The organism is Paenibacillus sp. FSL R5-0475 (assembly GCF_038004585.1).
In the GTDB taxonomy this organism is placed as follows: Bacteria; Bacillota; Bacilli; order Paenibacillales; family Paenibacillaceae; genus Paenibacillus_AQ.
This window is the reverse complement of record NZ_JBBORK010000001.1, coordinates 6,290,661-6,306,966: the sequence shown is the minus strand read 5'-3', so window position 1 is coordinate 6,306,966 and position 16,306 is coordinate 6,290,661. Positions and strand designations below refer to the sequence as shown.

16 protein-coding genes are annotated in these 16,306 nt (G+C 41.8%); 2 read left to right on the top strand and 14 right to left on the bottom strand.

Going from position 1 to position 16,306, the window contains the following annotated elements:
- Positions 1–14 precede the first annotated feature (14 nt).
- Positions 15–1,181: a DUF4317 domain-containing protein gene (locus MKX41_RS28215; RefSeq protein WP_340974090.1), complete on the bottom strand. Its 1,167-nt coding sequence runs from the start codon at positions 1,179–1,181 to the stop codon at positions 15–17.
- A gap of 158 nt (positions 1,182–1,339) precedes the next feature.
- Positions 1,340–2,461 (bottom strand): NAD(P)/FAD-dependent oxidoreductase, encoded by a 1,122-nt coding sequence (locus MKX41_RS28210; protein WP_340974089.1) that lies wholly within the window; start codon positions 2,459–2,461, stop codon positions 1,340–1,342.
- 169 nt (positions 2,462–2,630) lie between these two features.
- Between MKX41_RS28210 and MKX41_RS28205 the strand changes: the two genes are divergently transcribed.
- The gene (locus MKX41_RS28205) at positions 2,631–3,818 is read left to right on the top strand and encodes a YhgE/Pip domain-containing protein (RefSeq protein WP_340974088.1); all 1,188 of its coding nucleotides are present in this window, start codon (positions 2,631–2,633) and stop codon (positions 3,816–3,818) included.
- Positions 3,819–3,864: 46 nt separating this feature from the next.
- Positions 3,865–4,404 carry a PadR family transcriptional regulator gene (locus MKX41_RS28200; RefSeq protein WP_340974087.1) on the top strand — a complete coding sequence of 180 codons (540 nt, stop codon included), beginning with the start codon at positions 3,865–3,867 and terminating at the stop codon, positions 4,402–4,404.
- A gap of 77 nt (positions 4,405–4,481) precedes the next feature.
- Here the strand turns inward: MKX41_RS28200 and MKX41_RS28195 are convergent, their stop codons facing one another.
- The 12 genes from MKX41_RS28195 to MKX41_RS28140 all read right to left on the bottom strand — a co-directional run bounded on the left by MKX41_RS28195 (position 4,482) and on the right by MKX41_RS28140 (position 16,295).
- The gene (locus MKX41_RS28195; protein WP_340974085.1) at positions 4,482–5,468 is read right to left on the bottom strand and encodes a FecCD family ABC transporter permease; all 987 of its coding nucleotides are present in this window, start codon (positions 5,466–5,468) and stop codon (positions 4,482–4,484) included.
- The gene (locus MKX41_RS28190; RefSeq protein WP_340974084.1) at positions 5,468–6,508 is read right to left on the bottom strand and encodes a FecCD family ABC transporter permease; all 1,041 of its coding nucleotides are present in this window, start codon (positions 6,506–6,508) and stop codon (positions 5,468–5,470) included. Before MKX41_RS28190 ends, MKX41_RS28195 begins: the two co-directional genes overlap by 1 nt.
- Positions 6,509–6,573: 65 nt before the next feature.
- Entirely contained in the window at positions 6,574–7,395 is an 822-nt protein-coding gene (locus MKX41_RS28185; RefSeq protein WP_052404148.1) for an alpha/beta hydrolase, read from the bottom strand.
- A complete protein-coding gene (locus MKX41_RS28180; protein WP_340974082.1) occupies positions 7,392–8,402 on the bottom strand; it encodes an ABC transporter substrate-binding protein in 1,011 nt (336 codons plus the stop codon). The genes MKX41_RS28185 and MKX41_RS28180 overlap by 4 nt, the downstream gene beginning before the upstream one ends.
- A 112-nt stretch (positions 8,403–8,514) precedes the next feature.
- Positions 8,515–9,627: a helix-turn-helix domain-containing protein gene (locus tag MKX41_RS28175; protein ID WP_340974081.1), complete on the bottom strand. Its 1,113-nt coding sequence runs from the start codon at positions 9,625–9,627 to the stop codon at positions 8,515–8,517.
- 194 nt (positions 9,628–9,821) lie between these two features.
- Positions 9,822–10,682: a hypothetical protein gene (locus MKX41_RS28170; RefSeq protein WP_340974080.1), complete on the bottom strand. Its 861-nt coding sequence runs from the start codon at positions 10,680–10,682 to the stop codon at positions 9,822–9,824.
- On the bottom strand, positions 10,675–11,253 hold the full coding sequence (locus MKX41_RS28165) for a sigma-70 family RNA polymerase sigma factor (RefSeq protein ID WP_052404147.1): 579 nt from the start codon (positions 11,251–11,253) through the stop codon (positions 10,675–10,677). Before MKX41_RS28165 ends, MKX41_RS28170 begins: the two co-directional genes overlap by 8 nt.
- Positions 11,254–11,532: 279 nt before the next feature.
- A complete protein-coding gene (gene ssuE, locus MKX41_RS28160) occupies positions 11,533–12,066 on the bottom strand; it encodes an NADPH-dependent FMN reductase (protein ID WP_340974079.1) in 534 nt (177 codons plus the stop codon).
- Positions 12,066–13,424 (bottom strand): LLM class flavin-dependent oxidoreductase, encoded by a 1,359-nt coding sequence (locus tag MKX41_RS28155; RefSeq protein WP_340974078.1) that lies wholly within the window; start codon positions 13,422–13,424, stop codon positions 12,066–12,068. The genes ssuE and MKX41_RS28155 overlap by 1 nt, the downstream gene beginning before the upstream one ends.
- A gap of 42 nt (positions 13,425–13,466) precedes the next feature.
- On the bottom strand, positions 13,467–14,474 hold the full coding sequence (locus MKX41_RS28150) for an ABC transporter substrate-binding protein (protein WP_340974077.1): 1,008 nt from the start codon (positions 14,472–14,474) through the stop codon (positions 13,467–13,469).
- A 165-nt stretch (positions 14,475–14,639) separates the two neighbouring features.
- Positions 14,640–15,428 carry an ABC transporter permease gene (locus MKX41_RS28145; protein ID WP_340975115.1) on the bottom strand — a complete coding sequence of 263 codons (789 nt, stop codon included), beginning with the start codon at positions 15,426–15,428 and terminating at the stop codon, positions 14,640–14,642.
- Between the two features lie 57 nt (positions 15,429–15,485).
- Positions 15,486–16,295: an ABC transporter ATP-binding protein gene (locus tag MKX41_RS28140; protein WP_340974076.1), complete on the bottom strand. Its 810-nt coding sequence runs from the start codon at positions 16,293–16,295 to the stop codon at positions 15,486–15,488.
- Between the last annotated feature and the right edge of the window lie 11 nt (positions 16,296–16,306).

Below are 16,306 nucleotides of genomic sequence, written 5' to 3'. Positions count from 1 at the left end.
CGCTATTAAAAAATCTAAAGCGTTTCTGTAGTGAGTGTAAATCCTTCGATCACAGCATCTTCGTCAACCTCAATCAGGATGCAGCGTCTACCTTGATAATTCACTTGCTTCACATATTTCAAATCCTGTGGGCTGACCGAAATCGTAGCTACCTTTGTTTCGATCTTTATCGATTTTGTAGTGAATTTTGGCATCACGCTACTTGCCTTCATCTCATAGTGCTTATCGTCTACGATGGTTTCAAACGCACGTTCCACTTTTTCTATCGTCACGTCTTCAACGCCGCTTACCTTCAGCACACGTTCTACATCTCTATAGTCGAGCTTAGGAGGTTCTTCTTCATCTTGATTGGTTTCGATGACCTGATGGATTTCCTCGTACAACTGAGCAATGGTGGTCGCGTCAAGTTGTTCGCCCGCCACTTCCTTCACAATGTCTTCGAAAATAGCTCTCTCTTCCAGTGCCGTCACGGATCTTTCGGCGTTCAAGACCTGCTCGATGAAATGCGGATCTGGAAAGTTCGATTTTCCCGTACAATATAGAATGCGGTTCACATCGGAATAATTATCCGTCACGCTTGGGTAAAAGAAGCCCTGCTCCGGCGTACTTAACTTGACGATCGGATCTACAATGACATTGTACTTAAATTCCCTTTCCACATAATCAAATAAGAGAGCTTTCCGTTGCTTCTCCGTGGAATTCACGCTGCATAGAATAAACGGATGCGCGAACATTTCATTTTTCTCACTTTCCTCGGCTTCATCGTTTCTATCTTTGGTCGGGCGGTAATACTGTCCGCGAACGAAAGTGATCACCGTATCGCGTTCATAATGGGTATCCGCCATCATTCTGTCCACCAACAGCAGCATCAGGTCCTGCCATTCATCTGGATCCCCTGTCACCAAAGCTTGGTGAAGCATCACCTGCGCTGGCTCCTCCGCTTCCGCCTGAAACTTCAACTCGAACAATTTCTGATCCAGTTCGCCGGTCAAGAGCTTTTTGAAATTGCCCATATACAGCTCCTGCTTCTCTCTGTCCACCATTCCAAACGGCAGGCGCTCCCAATGATAGATCTCGTTGCTTTCCTTCATAATATACACGTTGAGAATATCGTAAATATTCATTAAATCGTGATCCAGCTTAAATTGCTTGCGTATATGCGCGACTTCTTTCTTTATCATGATTCGTTAGACAACTCCTAGGAAGATAAATTGGTCTTATCAGTATAAAGGATAAAAAAAACCTTCGCTATACTAGTTGAACTTAAGATTTTTCTATTAAGGTAAGTGCGTGACTGCGGTGAATGTTTGGACTTTCCCTCCATACATGCTCGTTCTAATCAATTTATCGCATGCTCTAATGCATAGTCTTCAAGCGGAATATCTACCTGTTGATTCATGGCCAGCTTGGCTAGCTGTTCACCAAGAAAGGGTCCCATCGTTAATCCGGATGAACCTAGTCCATTAGCAACAATTAGTTTATTCCATCCTTGAACCCTGCCCAACACGGGCAGAAAATCTGCTGTAAATGGACGGAACCCTACTCTTATTTCATTTAGGCTACAATCTGCAAGACCGGAAGCCGTTTGAAGACCTTTATTTAGAATTTCTTGCATTCCTCCTGCGGTTACAGCAGTATCATAACCTACGACATCATTTTCGTGAGTAGCACCTACCACGATATTTTGATCCGCAAATGCAAGTATATATTGATCTGTAGGCGGCATTACCACAGGCCATTGCCCTGTACTCGCTTGTTGAGCAAGCTTCAAGTGCATAATTTGAGCCTTCTGATAACGCACCTGAAGCATGATCCCAAGCGGATGAAGCAAAGCGTTAGACCAAGCCCCTGCACACACAATCACTTCATCCGCTGTGAATGTCTGTTCTCCTACGCGAACCCCTTTAATTTCATGATCATCATGCTCAAGAATTGCATCTCCCTCAATCATTTGCGCACCGTTACGTTGTGCCGCCCTTAGCAAAGCATCACGTAATTCACGTCCATCCACTCTTGCTGCACCCGATACATGAAGCGCATGATAACCTTCCGATAATAATGGAAACTTCTCTTGTGCTTCAAGATCCGTCAGCATCGTAAGCTCACCTATTTCAGGGGCGTCCTCTCTACGAAGCTCCGCTCTTTCTTTCATCGCGAGTAATTTTTTCAGATCATCATGGATACATATCGCTCCAACTTTTGCGTATCCACTCTCGGTTTCTCCTGCCTCTTCCAACTCTTGAATAAGTGCTGGATAAAAGCTTGCTCCCGCCTTAGCAAGACGATACCATGCTTTGTTTCTGCGTTGAGACAACCATGGACAAATAATCCCTGCTGCTGCATCTGTTGCTTGTCCAACATCTTTACGATCTATAATGATGACCTCAGCACCTAACTTGCTTAACTGATAAGCTGCTGAAGCCCCTAATATCCCTGCACCAATTACAATAACCTTGTTCATGTCCGAAGTCCCTTCAGTTATTCATTTTTTTAATCATTCACTACTTATCCATTGTATCTTAAATTTGACATTTATAATGAATTATCGTACTATAAACCTCACTCAGTTAAAAGTACTTTAATTAGAGTACTAAAATAAAAGTGTTATTGAGAAGAAAGAAGGTATACAGTTGAAGTTTTCACAGTTTTTGAAGTCCAAAGGGGCCATTGGTTCTATTTTTATGGGTGTGTTCTATGCCATTGCGATGCTTGGTATTTTCTTACCAGGGTATACAGCACTTCCAGGGAACATGGATGATTTAAAAATTGCTATCGTCAACGATGATGCAGGTAAATATGGGGCTCAGATTTCGAGTCAGTTTTCGGAGAGCTTACCATTCAAAACGATAAAAACCGATGTATCGAATAAAAAGGCGATGGATGAATTAGAGCATAATAAGTTAGCTCTAGTTGTCCATATTCCAGAAGAATTTTCCGCCAACGTTCAAAGCGGTAAGGTATCCGCAAGTATTGATTTCACAGTCAACGAAGCCTCTGCCACCATGGTATCTTCAGCCATGTCTTCCGTTGTAGGAGAAATTAACAAACAATTAAGCGCGAACTTCTCAGAGCAAACCGCAAAAGGTGTGTTAATGAACTTTAACGTACCAGAAGAACAAGCCACCGCAATGGCTACACAAATTGAGAATAGTTATGTCGGGAATTATGTTGTCATCAATGATGTTCCGGACGGCATGCACAACAACATGCTACCTATGTTCTTAACTATGGCTGGTTATGTTGGGGCAATGATTGCCTCCATGCAATTAGTTGCTTCTTTTAAAGCGAACCGCGGGAAAGCAAGCAAGACAAAACTGTTTATGTTCGTTCAATTAACAGCTTTATTAATCGCTGTATTATCAACAGTCGTTGCTTTAGCCATTGCATTCTCTATTGCAGATGTAGACCTATCCTTACTGTTACCAGTTGCTGCTCAGCAAATTCTAATGTATATGGCTGCATTTAACGTGTGTGCGATTATGGTCTTCCTAGTTGGCGAAGGCGGTATGGTCTTAAATATTCCAATCCTGCTCATGCAAACCATCGCCAATGGTGCTACCATGCCTCGTGATATGATGTATACACCATACGATTGGTTCGGCCGCATCACACCGATGTATTATTCTGTACAAGCTTATTTGGCACAAATGTTTGGTTCCATCAGTCCAGCACCCTTCTTATGGGGATTAGCAGGCGTATTTGCCGGGGCTATGATGATTAACATTGTAATCGTCCGGTTTGTTCATAAACCTGTACCTCTGACTAAAGAAGCTATACTGCCCGTTGAAGTTAAAAATACAGCTGAAATAACCGCCTAGGTTTGGTAAGATAGAGTTTAGCCAACAATTAGGAGTGGGTTCTGTGATGTCAATTCAAATTTATATCTTAAGTAAGTTAATGGATGAAAATAATTATCCTTATAAATTAAAAAAAGAACTATCCACCCCTATTCCATTTGATAAATTGCTAAATCTATCTGAAAGCAAACTATATTATCATTTTGAATCCCTTTCGAAACAGGGCTTAGTTGAACAGGTAGAGATTATCAAAGAAGAACATCGCCCAGACAAGCAGGTGTTTTCCATTACTGATAAAGGGCGCAATCAGCTCCCGCTCAAAATTTATAAGGTAATAGAAGATGCAGAATCTATTTCAGATATGATTGTCGCTCTTGTGAATCTTCGTTTTGTAGAGACTGATAAAGTGATCCCGATTATCGAGAAGAAAATTGAACAGTCACTTATAAAAAAAGATCAATTAAATCAAATTTACCATCAAATAGATGTAGTTAGCTCCACTCGTGAAGTCGTAGATTTCATGGAAAGCTACTACGTTTCTCAACTAGAGCAATCTATTCACTGGTGGAAAGAGCTTTTAGAAAAGCTGAAAACGAAATCTATATAAAAAAGAATGCCTTGGATTATAGCATAATCAAGGCATTCTTTTTTTATATCCAGCACCAATCGCAAAGCTTTTTTCAATTATTCACTTTTAATCAATAAATATAAAAAGTATGGAGCACCGATTAAAGCCAAGATTACTCCTGCTGGTATTTCAGTATTGGCTACTACCATTTTACCAAGCGCATCTGCAATAACAACTAATCCTCCACCTATTAATAGGCATGCGGGAATCATTATTTTGTGACCACGAAAGAGTCGTCTAACTAAATGTGGAACCACTAAACCTACAAATCCAATACTTCCACTAACGGCAACCGCTGGTGCCGCCAATAATACACTACACACTAAAAACCAAACGCGATATTTATTTAAAGATACCCCTAAACTAATGACTACAGGATCGTTAAGCCTTAGCACATCCAATATAAGATGGCTCCGAATTAATAAAGGCACAATAATAAGTAACCAAGGTAGCATAGCATATACGTGTTTCCAATTACTATTCCCAATGTTTCCTGCCAGCCACACCTTGATCATTTGATATTGCGAAGGATCTAATACGAAGGTTAGCACAATTAAACAGGCACTAATCGCAGCCGCAATAGCAATACCTGTGTAAATTAATCGTATGGGAATAATGCCCTGATTGCGATCATAGGAAAGCAAAAATAACAGGGCCACAACAATAAAACCGCCCAATAGGGCATAGAATGGCTGAACATAAGTATGTAGGCCAGTAGAGCTATTTTGTAACAGCAAAAATAACATCATGGATAATCCAGCTCCAGCATTTATCCCGAGTATGCCTGGGTCTGCTAAGGCATTTCGACTAATGGCTTGTAGCAGCATTCCTGCTATCGCCAACGCGCCACCCACTAGAAACCCCAATATCATTCGAGGAATACGAAACTGAAAAAGTACAAGCTCCTGCCTCGATGTTCCATTTCCTAATAGGGTTTGCCATAACTCTTGTAAGCTTAAGCTGCTTTGACCAGTAGATACACTATATATAAAGCCTAGCAGTAAAATGATTGCTATGATTATAAATTTCCATCGCAGCTTCATTATAGTTCCCGCCTTTCTTTACGTGCCAAATATAGAAAGAACGGAACTCCAATAACTGCAATTACAGCACCTACAGGTATTTCATAAGGGGCATTTACGATACGTGCCACTAAATCAGCAAGCACAACAAGGATGGCCCCCAGAACTGCGGATAATGGAATAATATAACGATAATCTACACCCACTATGTAACGTACCAAGTGCGGAGCAATTAAGCCAACAAAGCTTACAGATCCAGCTAAAGCACATGAAATCCCAGCTAACATAAAAGCGGATAAAAGCGCGAGGTTCTTGATAAGCTTAATATTAACGCCTAGACCTTCCGCTGTCTCATCCCCTACAGATAATATGGTAATCGACTTTGAAATTACTATGGCAAGTAATAGAGCAAGGAGCATCCAAGGCAACATTTGCTGTAAATGAGCCATACTAATCCCACTTAAACCTCCTCCATACCAAAAGGCCACCTGCTGTGCCACTGAAAAAAAGATACTTATGCCTTCACTTAAGGCAGTTAGCATAGCAGATATGGCAGCACCCGCCAGTACAAGTCGAATAGGTGTCATTCCTCGTTTACTTAATAAGCCAACACTAAAGACTAAACCCGCTCCCAATCCCGCACCTAGAATACAGAGCCAAAGTGTGCCTGTAAATGTAAGCGTAGGCAGGAAAACCATAGCAATAACTAGCGTGACACCTGCTCCAGCATTTAATCCAAGAATCCCCGAATCCGCTAAAGGATTGCGACTAATCCCTTGAATAATCGCTCCACTTACTGCAAATCCAGCGCCTGTTGCCATAGCGGCAAGTACTCGGGGTAAACGAATCGACTGGATCACCTGATGGGTAGAAGCCTTATCATCAAAAGCAATGATCGACATGAATACATCTGCAAAGGGTATTTTTTTCGCGCCAAGGGCCATAGCAAGCACTAATACGCCTATTAATAGGAGGAGCATGAAGATTAGCAATAATAAAAAGGAAAGCTTTTTTTCTCCTGTTAGAGATGATTTCTGAACATTTGTGACCAATATTTCCAACCCTTTCCCTTCACTTACAAAAAGAGCCAGCCAAGGGCCAGCTCAGATGCAAACGAATATAATTTCTAACGCAAGTCAGAGGATGTTGTAAGCAAAAATTTGACGGCTCGACTAATCGCACCCGAGATTACGCTCACATGCTCCTCTTGCGCAAGCAATGCCCAGCTTACTTCGAAGCTTGGAATGTGTAAGGACATCATGCTGTTACATAGATCCAAGCTATCCTTGACCATATAATCCAGCTCTTCTCCACCGGCAATCATAAGCGTTTTAGGTAAATGACTTAACGTATTGCTGTGTAAATCAGCTTTAAAATTCTCATACTCATTTAATAGTGAATAATCATTCCACCAGATGGAAGCACTACTTGCAATATAATGCGAAAACAAGGTAGGTTGTGTAAACAAGGCATGCAGAACGAATAATCCGCCAAAGGAATGACCAAACAATGCTTGCTTCTGCTCATTTATAACGAACCGCTGGGCAATGGCTGGCATTAACTCTTTTTCAAAAAAAGCAAGCAGCTCATCTGCCCCGCCAAATTCAGGCCAAGGCTCCCCGTTAGGACGTTTCGGTAAATTCGCAAGCTCGGCTGGCATGGTTAAATCATAGGTTCGACGCACTGTATCAAACGCTTCACCCCCAGGATAGCCGATGCCGACAACAATCGCGGGTGGATATCCTTTGGGCTTACGCGTCAGCAATCGGGTGATTTCAGCTGCAGTTTCAAAAAGCCCATTACCATCTAGCACATAGATGACGCCGTAGCCATCTTTTGCAGGCTCATCTAAAGGTTTGGCAATAAAGATTTCATAGTCCTTATGATTAGCTTTACTCGTGATCAGCATCGTTTCATAGTTGGGCTTTACGTACGGTTTGATGATCATGGCTTTAGGAACTTCACGATATCGTCCATCGTCTTTTGATAAGCAATTAATCCGCTGGATCTCCAGTGATCGCCATCCACCTCGAACACTTTACCCGCTTGGACTGCAGGCAGCGCCTTCCATAAAGGACTAGCTTTAATGTCTGCCAGGAAGGCATCCCCGAGACCATCATTATCGTTAATAAAAATGTAATCAGCGTCTAAATCAGACAGCATCTCCAGCGAAATATCCGCAGACATCTCACCTTCTACAAGAGTACTTTGAGCAAAACCTAGCTCACTCAGCACATATCCCCCGTAATGGAAGTTACCCACTAAAAAGATCTTACGGGCATTCGCGTTAATATAAATCGCTTTTTTACCGGCAGAAACGCTAGCTAGCTGTGCTTTAGTCTCTTCTAGCTTTGTATTATAAGCAGCAATAGCTTCTGTTGCTTTATCCTCTAATCCTAGCAATTTCGCAATCGTTTCTGTTGCTTCCACTACGTTACCAAGTGCATTCTTAAACACGTAAGTTGGAGCAATTTGCGAGTAGTTTTCATAAACACCATTTTGTGCATAAAAAGCAGTTGGGAATATAATTAATTCCGGCTCCAAATCCACTACAGATTCTGGAGATGGAATACCATTAGCGAAGCTGATTTCTTTTACACCACTTAACGTATCCTGTAGATATTGCTGCGGTCTTTCACCCGTGGACCATTGCGCTACCGGGGTTACACCAAGCGTAACTAAGTAATCCTCTAGTCCAGGCGCATACACCTTTTGTACAGTTCCGGGAATGTTTACTGTATTGCCTACTTGGTCAGTTACTACAAACGCCTCTCTAGCCGCTACTTCCGTTTCTTTTACAGCTGGTTCCTCCGTTGCGCTCGCTTCGCTAGTTGTTGCTGGAGTATCTGTTGCTTGCTGATTCGCTGTATTATTACTGCCGCAAGCTGTTAGTAGAATGGATAATAAACCAACCATTGCAACATAACTTATTATCTTTGTATTAAACCCCTTCATGATTGACCTTCCCTCTTTCCTGTTTTCTCAATAATAATCATTCTCAGTATTGAGTGTATAAGAGATAGGGCTCATTGACCATGTAACATCTTATGATTCCTCATGTACATTTTCAAGGTATCATCATCACAGCAACTTCTTCTAGCATCCGCTTTAAAGCTACAGGCGAATATTCGAACCAAGGATCAGAATGAATAACATAGATTTGTTGCTGTTTAATAGCCTCTAACTGTTTGAATCCAGCGTCTCTCTGCAAATGATGCCATGTTGCGCGTGACTCATCATCGGGGCATATAATCGTAAACAGCTTATTTACCTCCAACTTACCTAGCTCATCAAAAGTAATCTCGGCATTATACAGACCAGGCTGCTCATAACTAGATACCGCTCCCAAATCTTGAAACAAAAGATGCTCGATGCCTGTATTGCAATAAGCAAAGATTTGCTGCTGATAGATACGTATAACTAGAACTTTAGGTGGTGTAGTGGTCCAGCCTAACTCCCGACGAACGCCTTCCAATCTTGCCCTATACTGTGTGATCCATTGTTTCGCTTCTTCTTGTTTATTTAATCGGGCAGCAAGTTCAGTTAATGCTATTAAGCAATCTTGTTTATCATCCAACCAATAGATTGGAAAATGCTCCTCTATCTGTTTTACCAGCTCTGACGACAAATCTTTTGGAGAAATAAGAAGATCAATTGGCAAATGCAATAGCTCATTTGGGCTGCAATAATTTTTATTTTGCGTCAAAGTTACCTTATGCTTGATTTCTTGCGACCACAAATTATAGTAGTACGGTGTCCATTTTGCACTTAAGGGTGCAGCAAATGGGATGATTCCTGCCGCATGTAAATACCCCATCATATTCCCAGTTACAACACCGATATTAGATTTTTGCTGGCTAGAATACATGGTTGGGGATATCCCTTCGACCTTTTTGAACACTCGGCTAAAATAAAACTCATCACTATATCCAACAGCCTCTGCTACAAACTTCAAGCGAACGTCTTCCTTTTGCAATAATTGTTTAGCCTTTTGAATCCGCAGCTGGGTAACAAACTCCATTGGACTTTGTATATATTCCTGTTTGAACGCTGAGGAAAAATAACTGGAACTAAGACCAGTAAGATCTGCTAAATGAGCCAAAGATAAGGGCTTCGTGAAATTCTTTTCTATGTATTTTCTAACCTCACTTAAATCTGTCTTTTGAGATTGTTTTTGCATTCTGTCACCTCTTTACTGCTTGGATGAATTTTATTAAAATCGCTGATTGATAATTATTCTCAATTATACTTTTGTTTTGGGAAGCTAGCAATGGTTGGAAGTATATAGCCTCGTAACAAAAAAGACGCTCAGGGGAATCCCCTCGCGTCTTCTTTGTGTGTATCTATGGGCATTTCTACCCTAAGTAGACCATCTTATTTTGAATCTACAACCGGAACGGAAGCTGGAGCTGCAACTACTCCTTCATTCTTCTGTAAATTCTCTTTCACTTCTTCAGTCCCTAAGGACTGCACAGGAGCACCGATGCTGAAACTGTCGATGATCTTCCCAAGTGTAGCTTTGTCAAAGTCTTCTTGAGCGTAAAGTTCAATGGTAAAGCCATCTTTTTCCCAAATCACAATTCCATTTGCAAAATAAACCTTAGTCCCGTTAATTACTTCTGTCTTCACTTCTTCTGTAGTGCTGATCCCATTGTCGCCGCCCTTGGAGATTAGGAAATTAACAGCTTTATCCCCGGAGTTATACTGCACTTCAACCATGCTGGTCCCCTGAAGAACAACATTCACAAACTCATAGTCTGCCATCCAGGTTGGTGCCGGGAAGTTCATTCCAAGCTCTGCACGTGCTTCATCCAGGGTCAACTTGGGTGCAACCGGCAATTCAATGGCAACATTCTTCCCGCCTTTCCCCTCTTCAGATGGAGTCATTGACTGTGCAGCCGAAGGGATTTCCTTATCGTATTGCGTGATTTCGAGATTTCCTACTTCAAACTTTGCCATGATTGATTGGAACATATCCTGTGCATAGGAGGTTGCAGAGAATGCTCCACCTAGACAAATTACTGCACTACCAATCACTATTGCATTTCTCCAGCTACTTTTTTTCATCGTTATCCCGTCCTTTTTCTCTGATTTGAGTTCAAGAGCTCCATGGTCCAGCTTGTATACTAAACGGTTATAAATTCTTTCTTTGGCGGCTGTGTTATCCTGTTCAACATTCTCAAGCAGCTCTATGGTTTTGCTGAATTTTGTGAGATCATCATTTTTCTTATTCATGGTTGAATCCTCCTGCTTTTAAGGAAATATGCAGTTTCTTCAGACTTCTATGCAATACGACACCAATATTGGACTCACTGACGCCCATGATCTGTGCGACTTCGGAATTTTTCAGCCCAGCCCCATATTTCATTGCAATGATATTACGTTCCTTCTCACGCAGCTTGGAGAGCGCCTTAAACAGTGCTTGATTATTATCCTCACGAATCGCCAATTCCTCCGGAGACGGCTTGGGAAATATGAGCTCCAGCAAAGAATCTAGTGAGGTGTAGCTTCTTTTCTTCTGCCCCCGGAAGTAATCCGTCACAGCGTTCCTTACAATGGCAAACAACCAAACCTCAAAATTCGATTTTTCTTCTGAAAAGCTGTAATACTTACACATCACCGTCTCAAACACCTGACTACAAATGTCCTCCGACACGTGGTGGTTATTAATACGATAACTAATATATTTGTAAACACGTTTGTAGTACGTATCGTACATCCGGGTAAATTCCTCTTTTGACATCATGGCACCACGTGATCTTTCGATATTCTTGTAACGGTCCGCAGTACCCTGGATAACTTCCATCTTCACCCTCCTTCCACCTCACCTTCATCGAAAAGCTAAACAAATTGCGCAATTTGTTGTGAAGAAACTTACATAAGTTAATACGTAGAAAAGCCCAAACCATTAACAAATCTTTTGATAATTGTGGGATTAAGAAACCATCATACAACTTATAGTTCACCAAATGGAGACGGAGGACCTTTTTCAGCGATCGTTCATGGGGTTAATAATCACAACACAAAAAAACGCCACCCCGAAAGGCTGCGTTAATGTTACTCCCTTACTTACTGCTCCCCTAGCTTAATTAATTATTTTTGCAGGTGCAAGCTTTAGTAATTCTACATTTAGGCGTTGCTCTGCTTCCTCATCAATACGATAACCATCTGCTTCTAACCGTTCTATTTGCCGATCTAAGAAATAAACCGTATTAAAAATCTCAGTAGCACCCAGCACGGATAATACAGGTTTCAATGCATATTCAATAGCTAGAAGATGACCTAACGAACCCCCAATAGCAATAGGTACAATTCGCTTATCAACCAGCGCTTTTTGCGGAAGGAGATCTAAATAGGTTTTTAAAATCCCCGTATAGGAAGCTTTATAGATAGGCGTTAATATGGCAACAATATCTGCTTCTTCCACTAGCGCATTAGCCTCTAGAATCTCCTCGCTGGCAAAATTGGCCGTAAGCAAATCAATTGCAGGTAGCTCATGGACATAGATCGAATGATGCCCAATCCCCTCTTGTTCTAAAAATCTTCCAACCTGCTGATGGATAGCAGTCAACCGGGACTTTCTAGTATTTCCTCCATTAATAATGACTGCTTTGCTCATTACACATTCCCTCCTGTGCTCGCAACGGTTAGTGTTTTTTCAAATGTGGGTACAACAGGTACAGATAGTCCTAAATTTCCTCGAAGCGTGTTACTCTCATATTCAGTGCGGAATAAGCCCCTACGCTGTAGTTCAGGAATTACCAATTCAACAATATCGTTAAAGCCCTCTGGGAAATGGGGAGGCATCACATTAAATCCATCTGCCCCTTCATTTAAGAACCATTCTTCTAATTGATCTACGATTTGTTCAGGGGTTCCAACGATTTCCCGGTGTCCGCGTGCTCCAGCGATCCGTTCATAAATTGCACGTATGGATTGCAGATTTTCACGTTTGGCAATATCACGAATAATGTTGTAGCGGATACGCGGATTGGTCTCATCTTCAATGGAACTGAATTCCGGAAGTGGTTCTTCGACATCATACCCTGACAGATCAATGTTAGTGAAAGCTGACAAATACGATAATCCTACCTCAGGCAAAATGTAGCTGTTTAATTGCTGCTGTTTCAACAAAGCTTCTTCCTCAGTTTTCGCTACAGTAATAAACACACCCGGCATGATCTTCAAGTCCTCCGGCTTACGTCCATATTTATCCAACCGACCCTTTACATCCCGATAAAAGGTTTGCGCTTCTTCAAGGGTTTGCCATGCTGTAAAAATAACTTCCGCGGTCTTCGCCGCCAGTTCTTTTCCAGATTCAGACGACCCGGCTTGTACTATCACTGGATGTCCTTGTGGTGTTGTTGATGAATCAAGTGAACCTTGTACTTTAAACCAGGCTCCTTCATGGTCAACGGGATGTACCTTGTCTACATTTAAATACCGGCCTTTTTCCTTATCGATGACTAGCGCCTCAGACTCAATGGATAACCAGAGCTGTTTGACAACCTCCACAAATTCCTCTGCACGTTCATAGCGTGATGCATGCTGCAAATGTTTATCCTTACCAAACAGGAGAGCTTCCCCCTCATTGGCTGATGTTACTACATTCCAGGCGGCACGCCCCTTGGATAAATGATCAATAGCTGCAAATTTACGCGCTACATGGTATGGATCGTTATAGGTAGTCGTCAAAGTGGCCGTTAACCCAATATTCTTAGTTACCGCTGCGAGTGCCGAAATAATAATAACGGGGTCTAGCTTCAATGATGATTGTGCATTTCCCGAAAGCTTTTGACCCAATACATCTGCAAAAAACACCATGTCGAATTTACCACGCTCAGCCGTTTGTGCAATCTCCGTTAAATACTCCAAATCAAATGCCCGACTTGCCCCTGAAGAAGGATGACGCCAGCTTGCTACATGATGACCAGGTAGATTAATGAATGCCCCGAGTTTCATTTGTTTTTTTGTCATGCTAATCACTCCTATTGTTTATTTTTCAACTTATATAGAAAATTATTTAGCAAAAGGATTAAATTCGTTCGTATATAACTCTTCCGGTTTCACTTGGCCTTCTTTAAGCTCCCCATTTGCCACAAGCCAATCAATCCAAACATCGTATTCCGATGGTGTGATCACACCGCCTTTTTCAGAGATGCCCGTACTCTTCCAAAACTTAAGATTATCTGTGGTTTCCTTGCGTTCACGCTTATTAATAATTTCCTCGAATCGTTTAATTACTTCCTCCCTAGGTGTCGTTCGGGCCCATTCAATCGCCTTAGCCACTCCATCTACAAATTGCCTGACGGTATTAGGATTATCCTTGATATACTGATCTGTGAAAAAGTAATCACCCGCAGTAAACTCTGTCCCAAACACATCAATATCCTTGAAAATTTCTGCGACTCCTCCTGTTGTTAAAGCCCGATCTCGGGCAATCCTGCTTAACATAACCACATCGATCTGATGATTTCGCAGAATCTGTTCTGCACTAGAACTTGGGACTGTAACCAAGGTTACTTGTTCAATTTCTTTTTCGGTCAAGTTGCCTTGGCGTAAATAATCTTTAATGACGAATTCCGAATGAGCACCGAGAATATTCACCCCTACCTTTTTACCAATAAAATCTTTAGCCGACTTTATAGCTCCCCCCTCGAGGGCATATGCACCTACATACGTATTTTTATCACTGCCATAGGAGCCAATGACCGACTTTATTTTTACGTTCTTGGCGTAAGATTTAATAATGGCTCCATTGAATGCTGCACCAAAGTCAATTTGTTTCGTCGCGGTTAATTGAATACTTTCTGGACCACCCACGCTGTCACCAATAGACTCTAACTTCAGATCTCCTAAGTAGCCTAAATCGGCAGCTAGCTCTGGGAAAGAGACACTTCCAGGGGCAGACTGATATTGCAGGATCTGATCTTCTCCACTTTTCGCGGAGGACTTACCCTCTGAGCAGCCAGATAAAATCCCACTAACCAAGCCTACAAGTATAAGCAGTGCTACTGTTTTGTTCATCTCGCTTCTCCTTTTCCAAATGAATTCTATTTTTCTGAGCTACAGTTCCAAACTTCCCCTCCGCCACTCTTCCTTTTTAGATTTTTTAAGTTCAATCAATATATAATTAATTCAATTTGTTTAGTTGGTATTATTCCTAAAAAATATCATTTCAAAATCATCCTTCTATTCATTCACCGGTTGCTTCCATTTAGAAAATTTACGCTCGAGTAAGGTCAAGCCTTGGTTGATTAGCAAGCCCAATAAGGCAATGGTTAATATACCGGCGTACATTTGAGGGATTTGGAAGTTATATTGAGAATAAGTGATTAAATAGCCTAAGCCTTCTTTTGCCCCTACCATTTCTGCAGCAATCAATACTAATATCGCCCCTGTTCCTGCCATCCGAATACCTGTAAAAATAGTTGGCACGGATGCCGGCAAAATCACCTTCAGAAATAATTTGAACGACTTAATATTCATGGATTTAGCCGCTTTAATAAGTAAGGGATCGACGTTACCTACAGCAGCAATCGTGTTTAGAAGAATAGGCCAAGTGCAAGCAAATAAGACGATTGTAATCTTAGAGGTTTCACCAATCCCTAACAGCAGCATAAATACCGGAAGTAAAGCGAGCGCAGCCGTATTTCGGAAGAATTCCAACACTGGATTTAACAGCTCTCGGGCCAATGGATACCAGCCAATCAGTAATCCTAACGGGATCGCAATCAATAAGGCTAATGCAAATCCACTGAACGAACGAATGATACTTGCTAAGAAATGAGTGAAAAGCTCACCTGAAACAATCAAATTCCACAAAGCAGTGATTACCTCAGAAATAGGTGGGAAAAATGCTGCGTCAACTAAGCCCGCCCGTGGTGCGATTTCCCATAGTAAGAACAATAAGACTAAAACAATAGACTGTTTAAACACCTTAAGCACGCCGGAAAAAGAAACAGGATTTCGTTTCTTCAGCTGTAACGTTGAATGAGCAGTCTTTACGGATTCGATGGGAATACCCTCCTTTATCAACTAAATATACGCACCTCTGTATTCAGGTTCATGCAAATAACCCCACACTTCATGACGTGCCTTCACAAAATCAGGATGTGAGCGAATATCCGCATCTTCCAATCGTGATTTTAGCGGAATATCTACAATCTTCCTCACCGTTCCGGGCCCAGGTGTCAAGACGACTACTCGCTCCCCAAGATAAACGGCCTCATCAATACCATGCGTAATAAAAATTATGGTTTTTTGGGTCTTCTGCCAAATTCGTAAAAGCTCACTTTGCAGTGATTCTCTTGTTTGGGCATCCAGTGCGGCAAAAGGCTCATCCATTAACAAGACGTCTGGGTTAAAGGCAAGACTTCTGGCAATGGCTACACGCTGCTTCATCCCCCCGGAAAGCTCATGTGGATAACGATCTCCGAAATTACTAAGCCCAACTAACGAAAGAAAATGCCCAACCTGCTCTCTACGTTCATGCTTAGGAATCCCCTTTGCTTCCAATCCAAATTCAATATTGCTGCGCGCGGTCTTCCACGGAAATAAAGCATACTGCTGAAACACAATGCCCCGATCAAGCCCTGGACCTGTTATGGGGTGACCATCTATTAAAATGCGACCTTGTGTTGGTGATGATAAACCGCTGATCAAATCAAGCAAAGTTGATTTACCACACCCGCTTGGACCTACTATCGTTATAAACTCACCTTTTTTTACGGAAAAATCCAACTCTTTTACCGCTGTAAATTGCCCTGTTGCCTCCTTTTGCTTGGAATCTCGGACACTGAAGGTTTTGGTGACACTCTCAAACCTGATTTTTTCAGAAGCAGCCATGGACTTCACCT

Coding starts and splice junctions, on each gene's coding strand:
- MKX41_RS28215 (WP_340974090.1), bottom strand. CDS start 1,181: ATGATAAAGAAAGAAGTCGCGCATATACGCAAGCAATTTAAGCTGGAT.
- MKX41_RS28210 (WP_340974089.1), bottom strand. CDS start 2,461: ATGAACAAGGTTATTGTAATTGGTGCAGGGATATTAGGGGCTTCAGCA.
- MKX41_RS28200 (WP_340974087.1), top strand. CDS start 3,865: ATGTCAATTCAAATTTATATCTTAAGTAAGTTAATGGATGAAAATAAT.
- MKX41_RS28195 (WP_340974085.1), bottom strand. CDS start 5,468: ATGAAGCTGCGATGGAAATTTATAATCATAGCAATCATTTTACTGCTA.
- MKX41_RS28185 (WP_052404148.1), bottom strand. CDS start 7,395: ATGATCATCAAACCGTACGTAAAGCCCAACTATGAAACGATGCTGATC.
- MKX41_RS28180 (WP_340974082.1), bottom strand. CDS start 8,402: ATGAAGGGGTTTAATACAAAGATAATAAGTTATGTTGCAATGGTTGGT.
- MKX41_RS28175 (WP_340974081.1), bottom strand. CDS start 9,627: ATGCAAAAACAATCTCAAAAGACAGATTTAAGTGAGGTTAGAAAATAC.
- MKX41_RS28170 (WP_340974080.1), bottom strand. CDS start 10,682: ATGAATAAGAAAAATGATGATCTCACAAAATTCAGCAAAACCATAGAG.
- MKX41_RS28165 (WP_052404147.1), bottom strand. CDS start 11,253: ATGGAAGTTATCCAGGGTACTGCGGACCGTTACAAGAATATCGAAAGA.
- ssuE (WP_340974079.1), bottom strand. CDS start 12,066: ATGAGCAAAGCAGTCATTATTAATGGAGGAAATACTAGAAAGTCCCGG.
- MKX41_RS28155 (WP_340974078.1), bottom strand. CDS start 13,424: ATGACAAAAAAACAAATGAAACTCGGGGCATTCATTAATCTACCTGGT.
- MKX41_RS28150 (WP_340974077.1), bottom strand. CDS start 14,474: ATGAACAAAACAGTAGCACTGCTTATACTTGTAGGCTTGGTTAGTGGG.
- MKX41_RS28140 (WP_340974076.1), bottom strand. CDS start 16,295: ATGGCTGCTTCTGAAAAAATCAGGTTTGAGAGTGTCACCAAAACCTTC.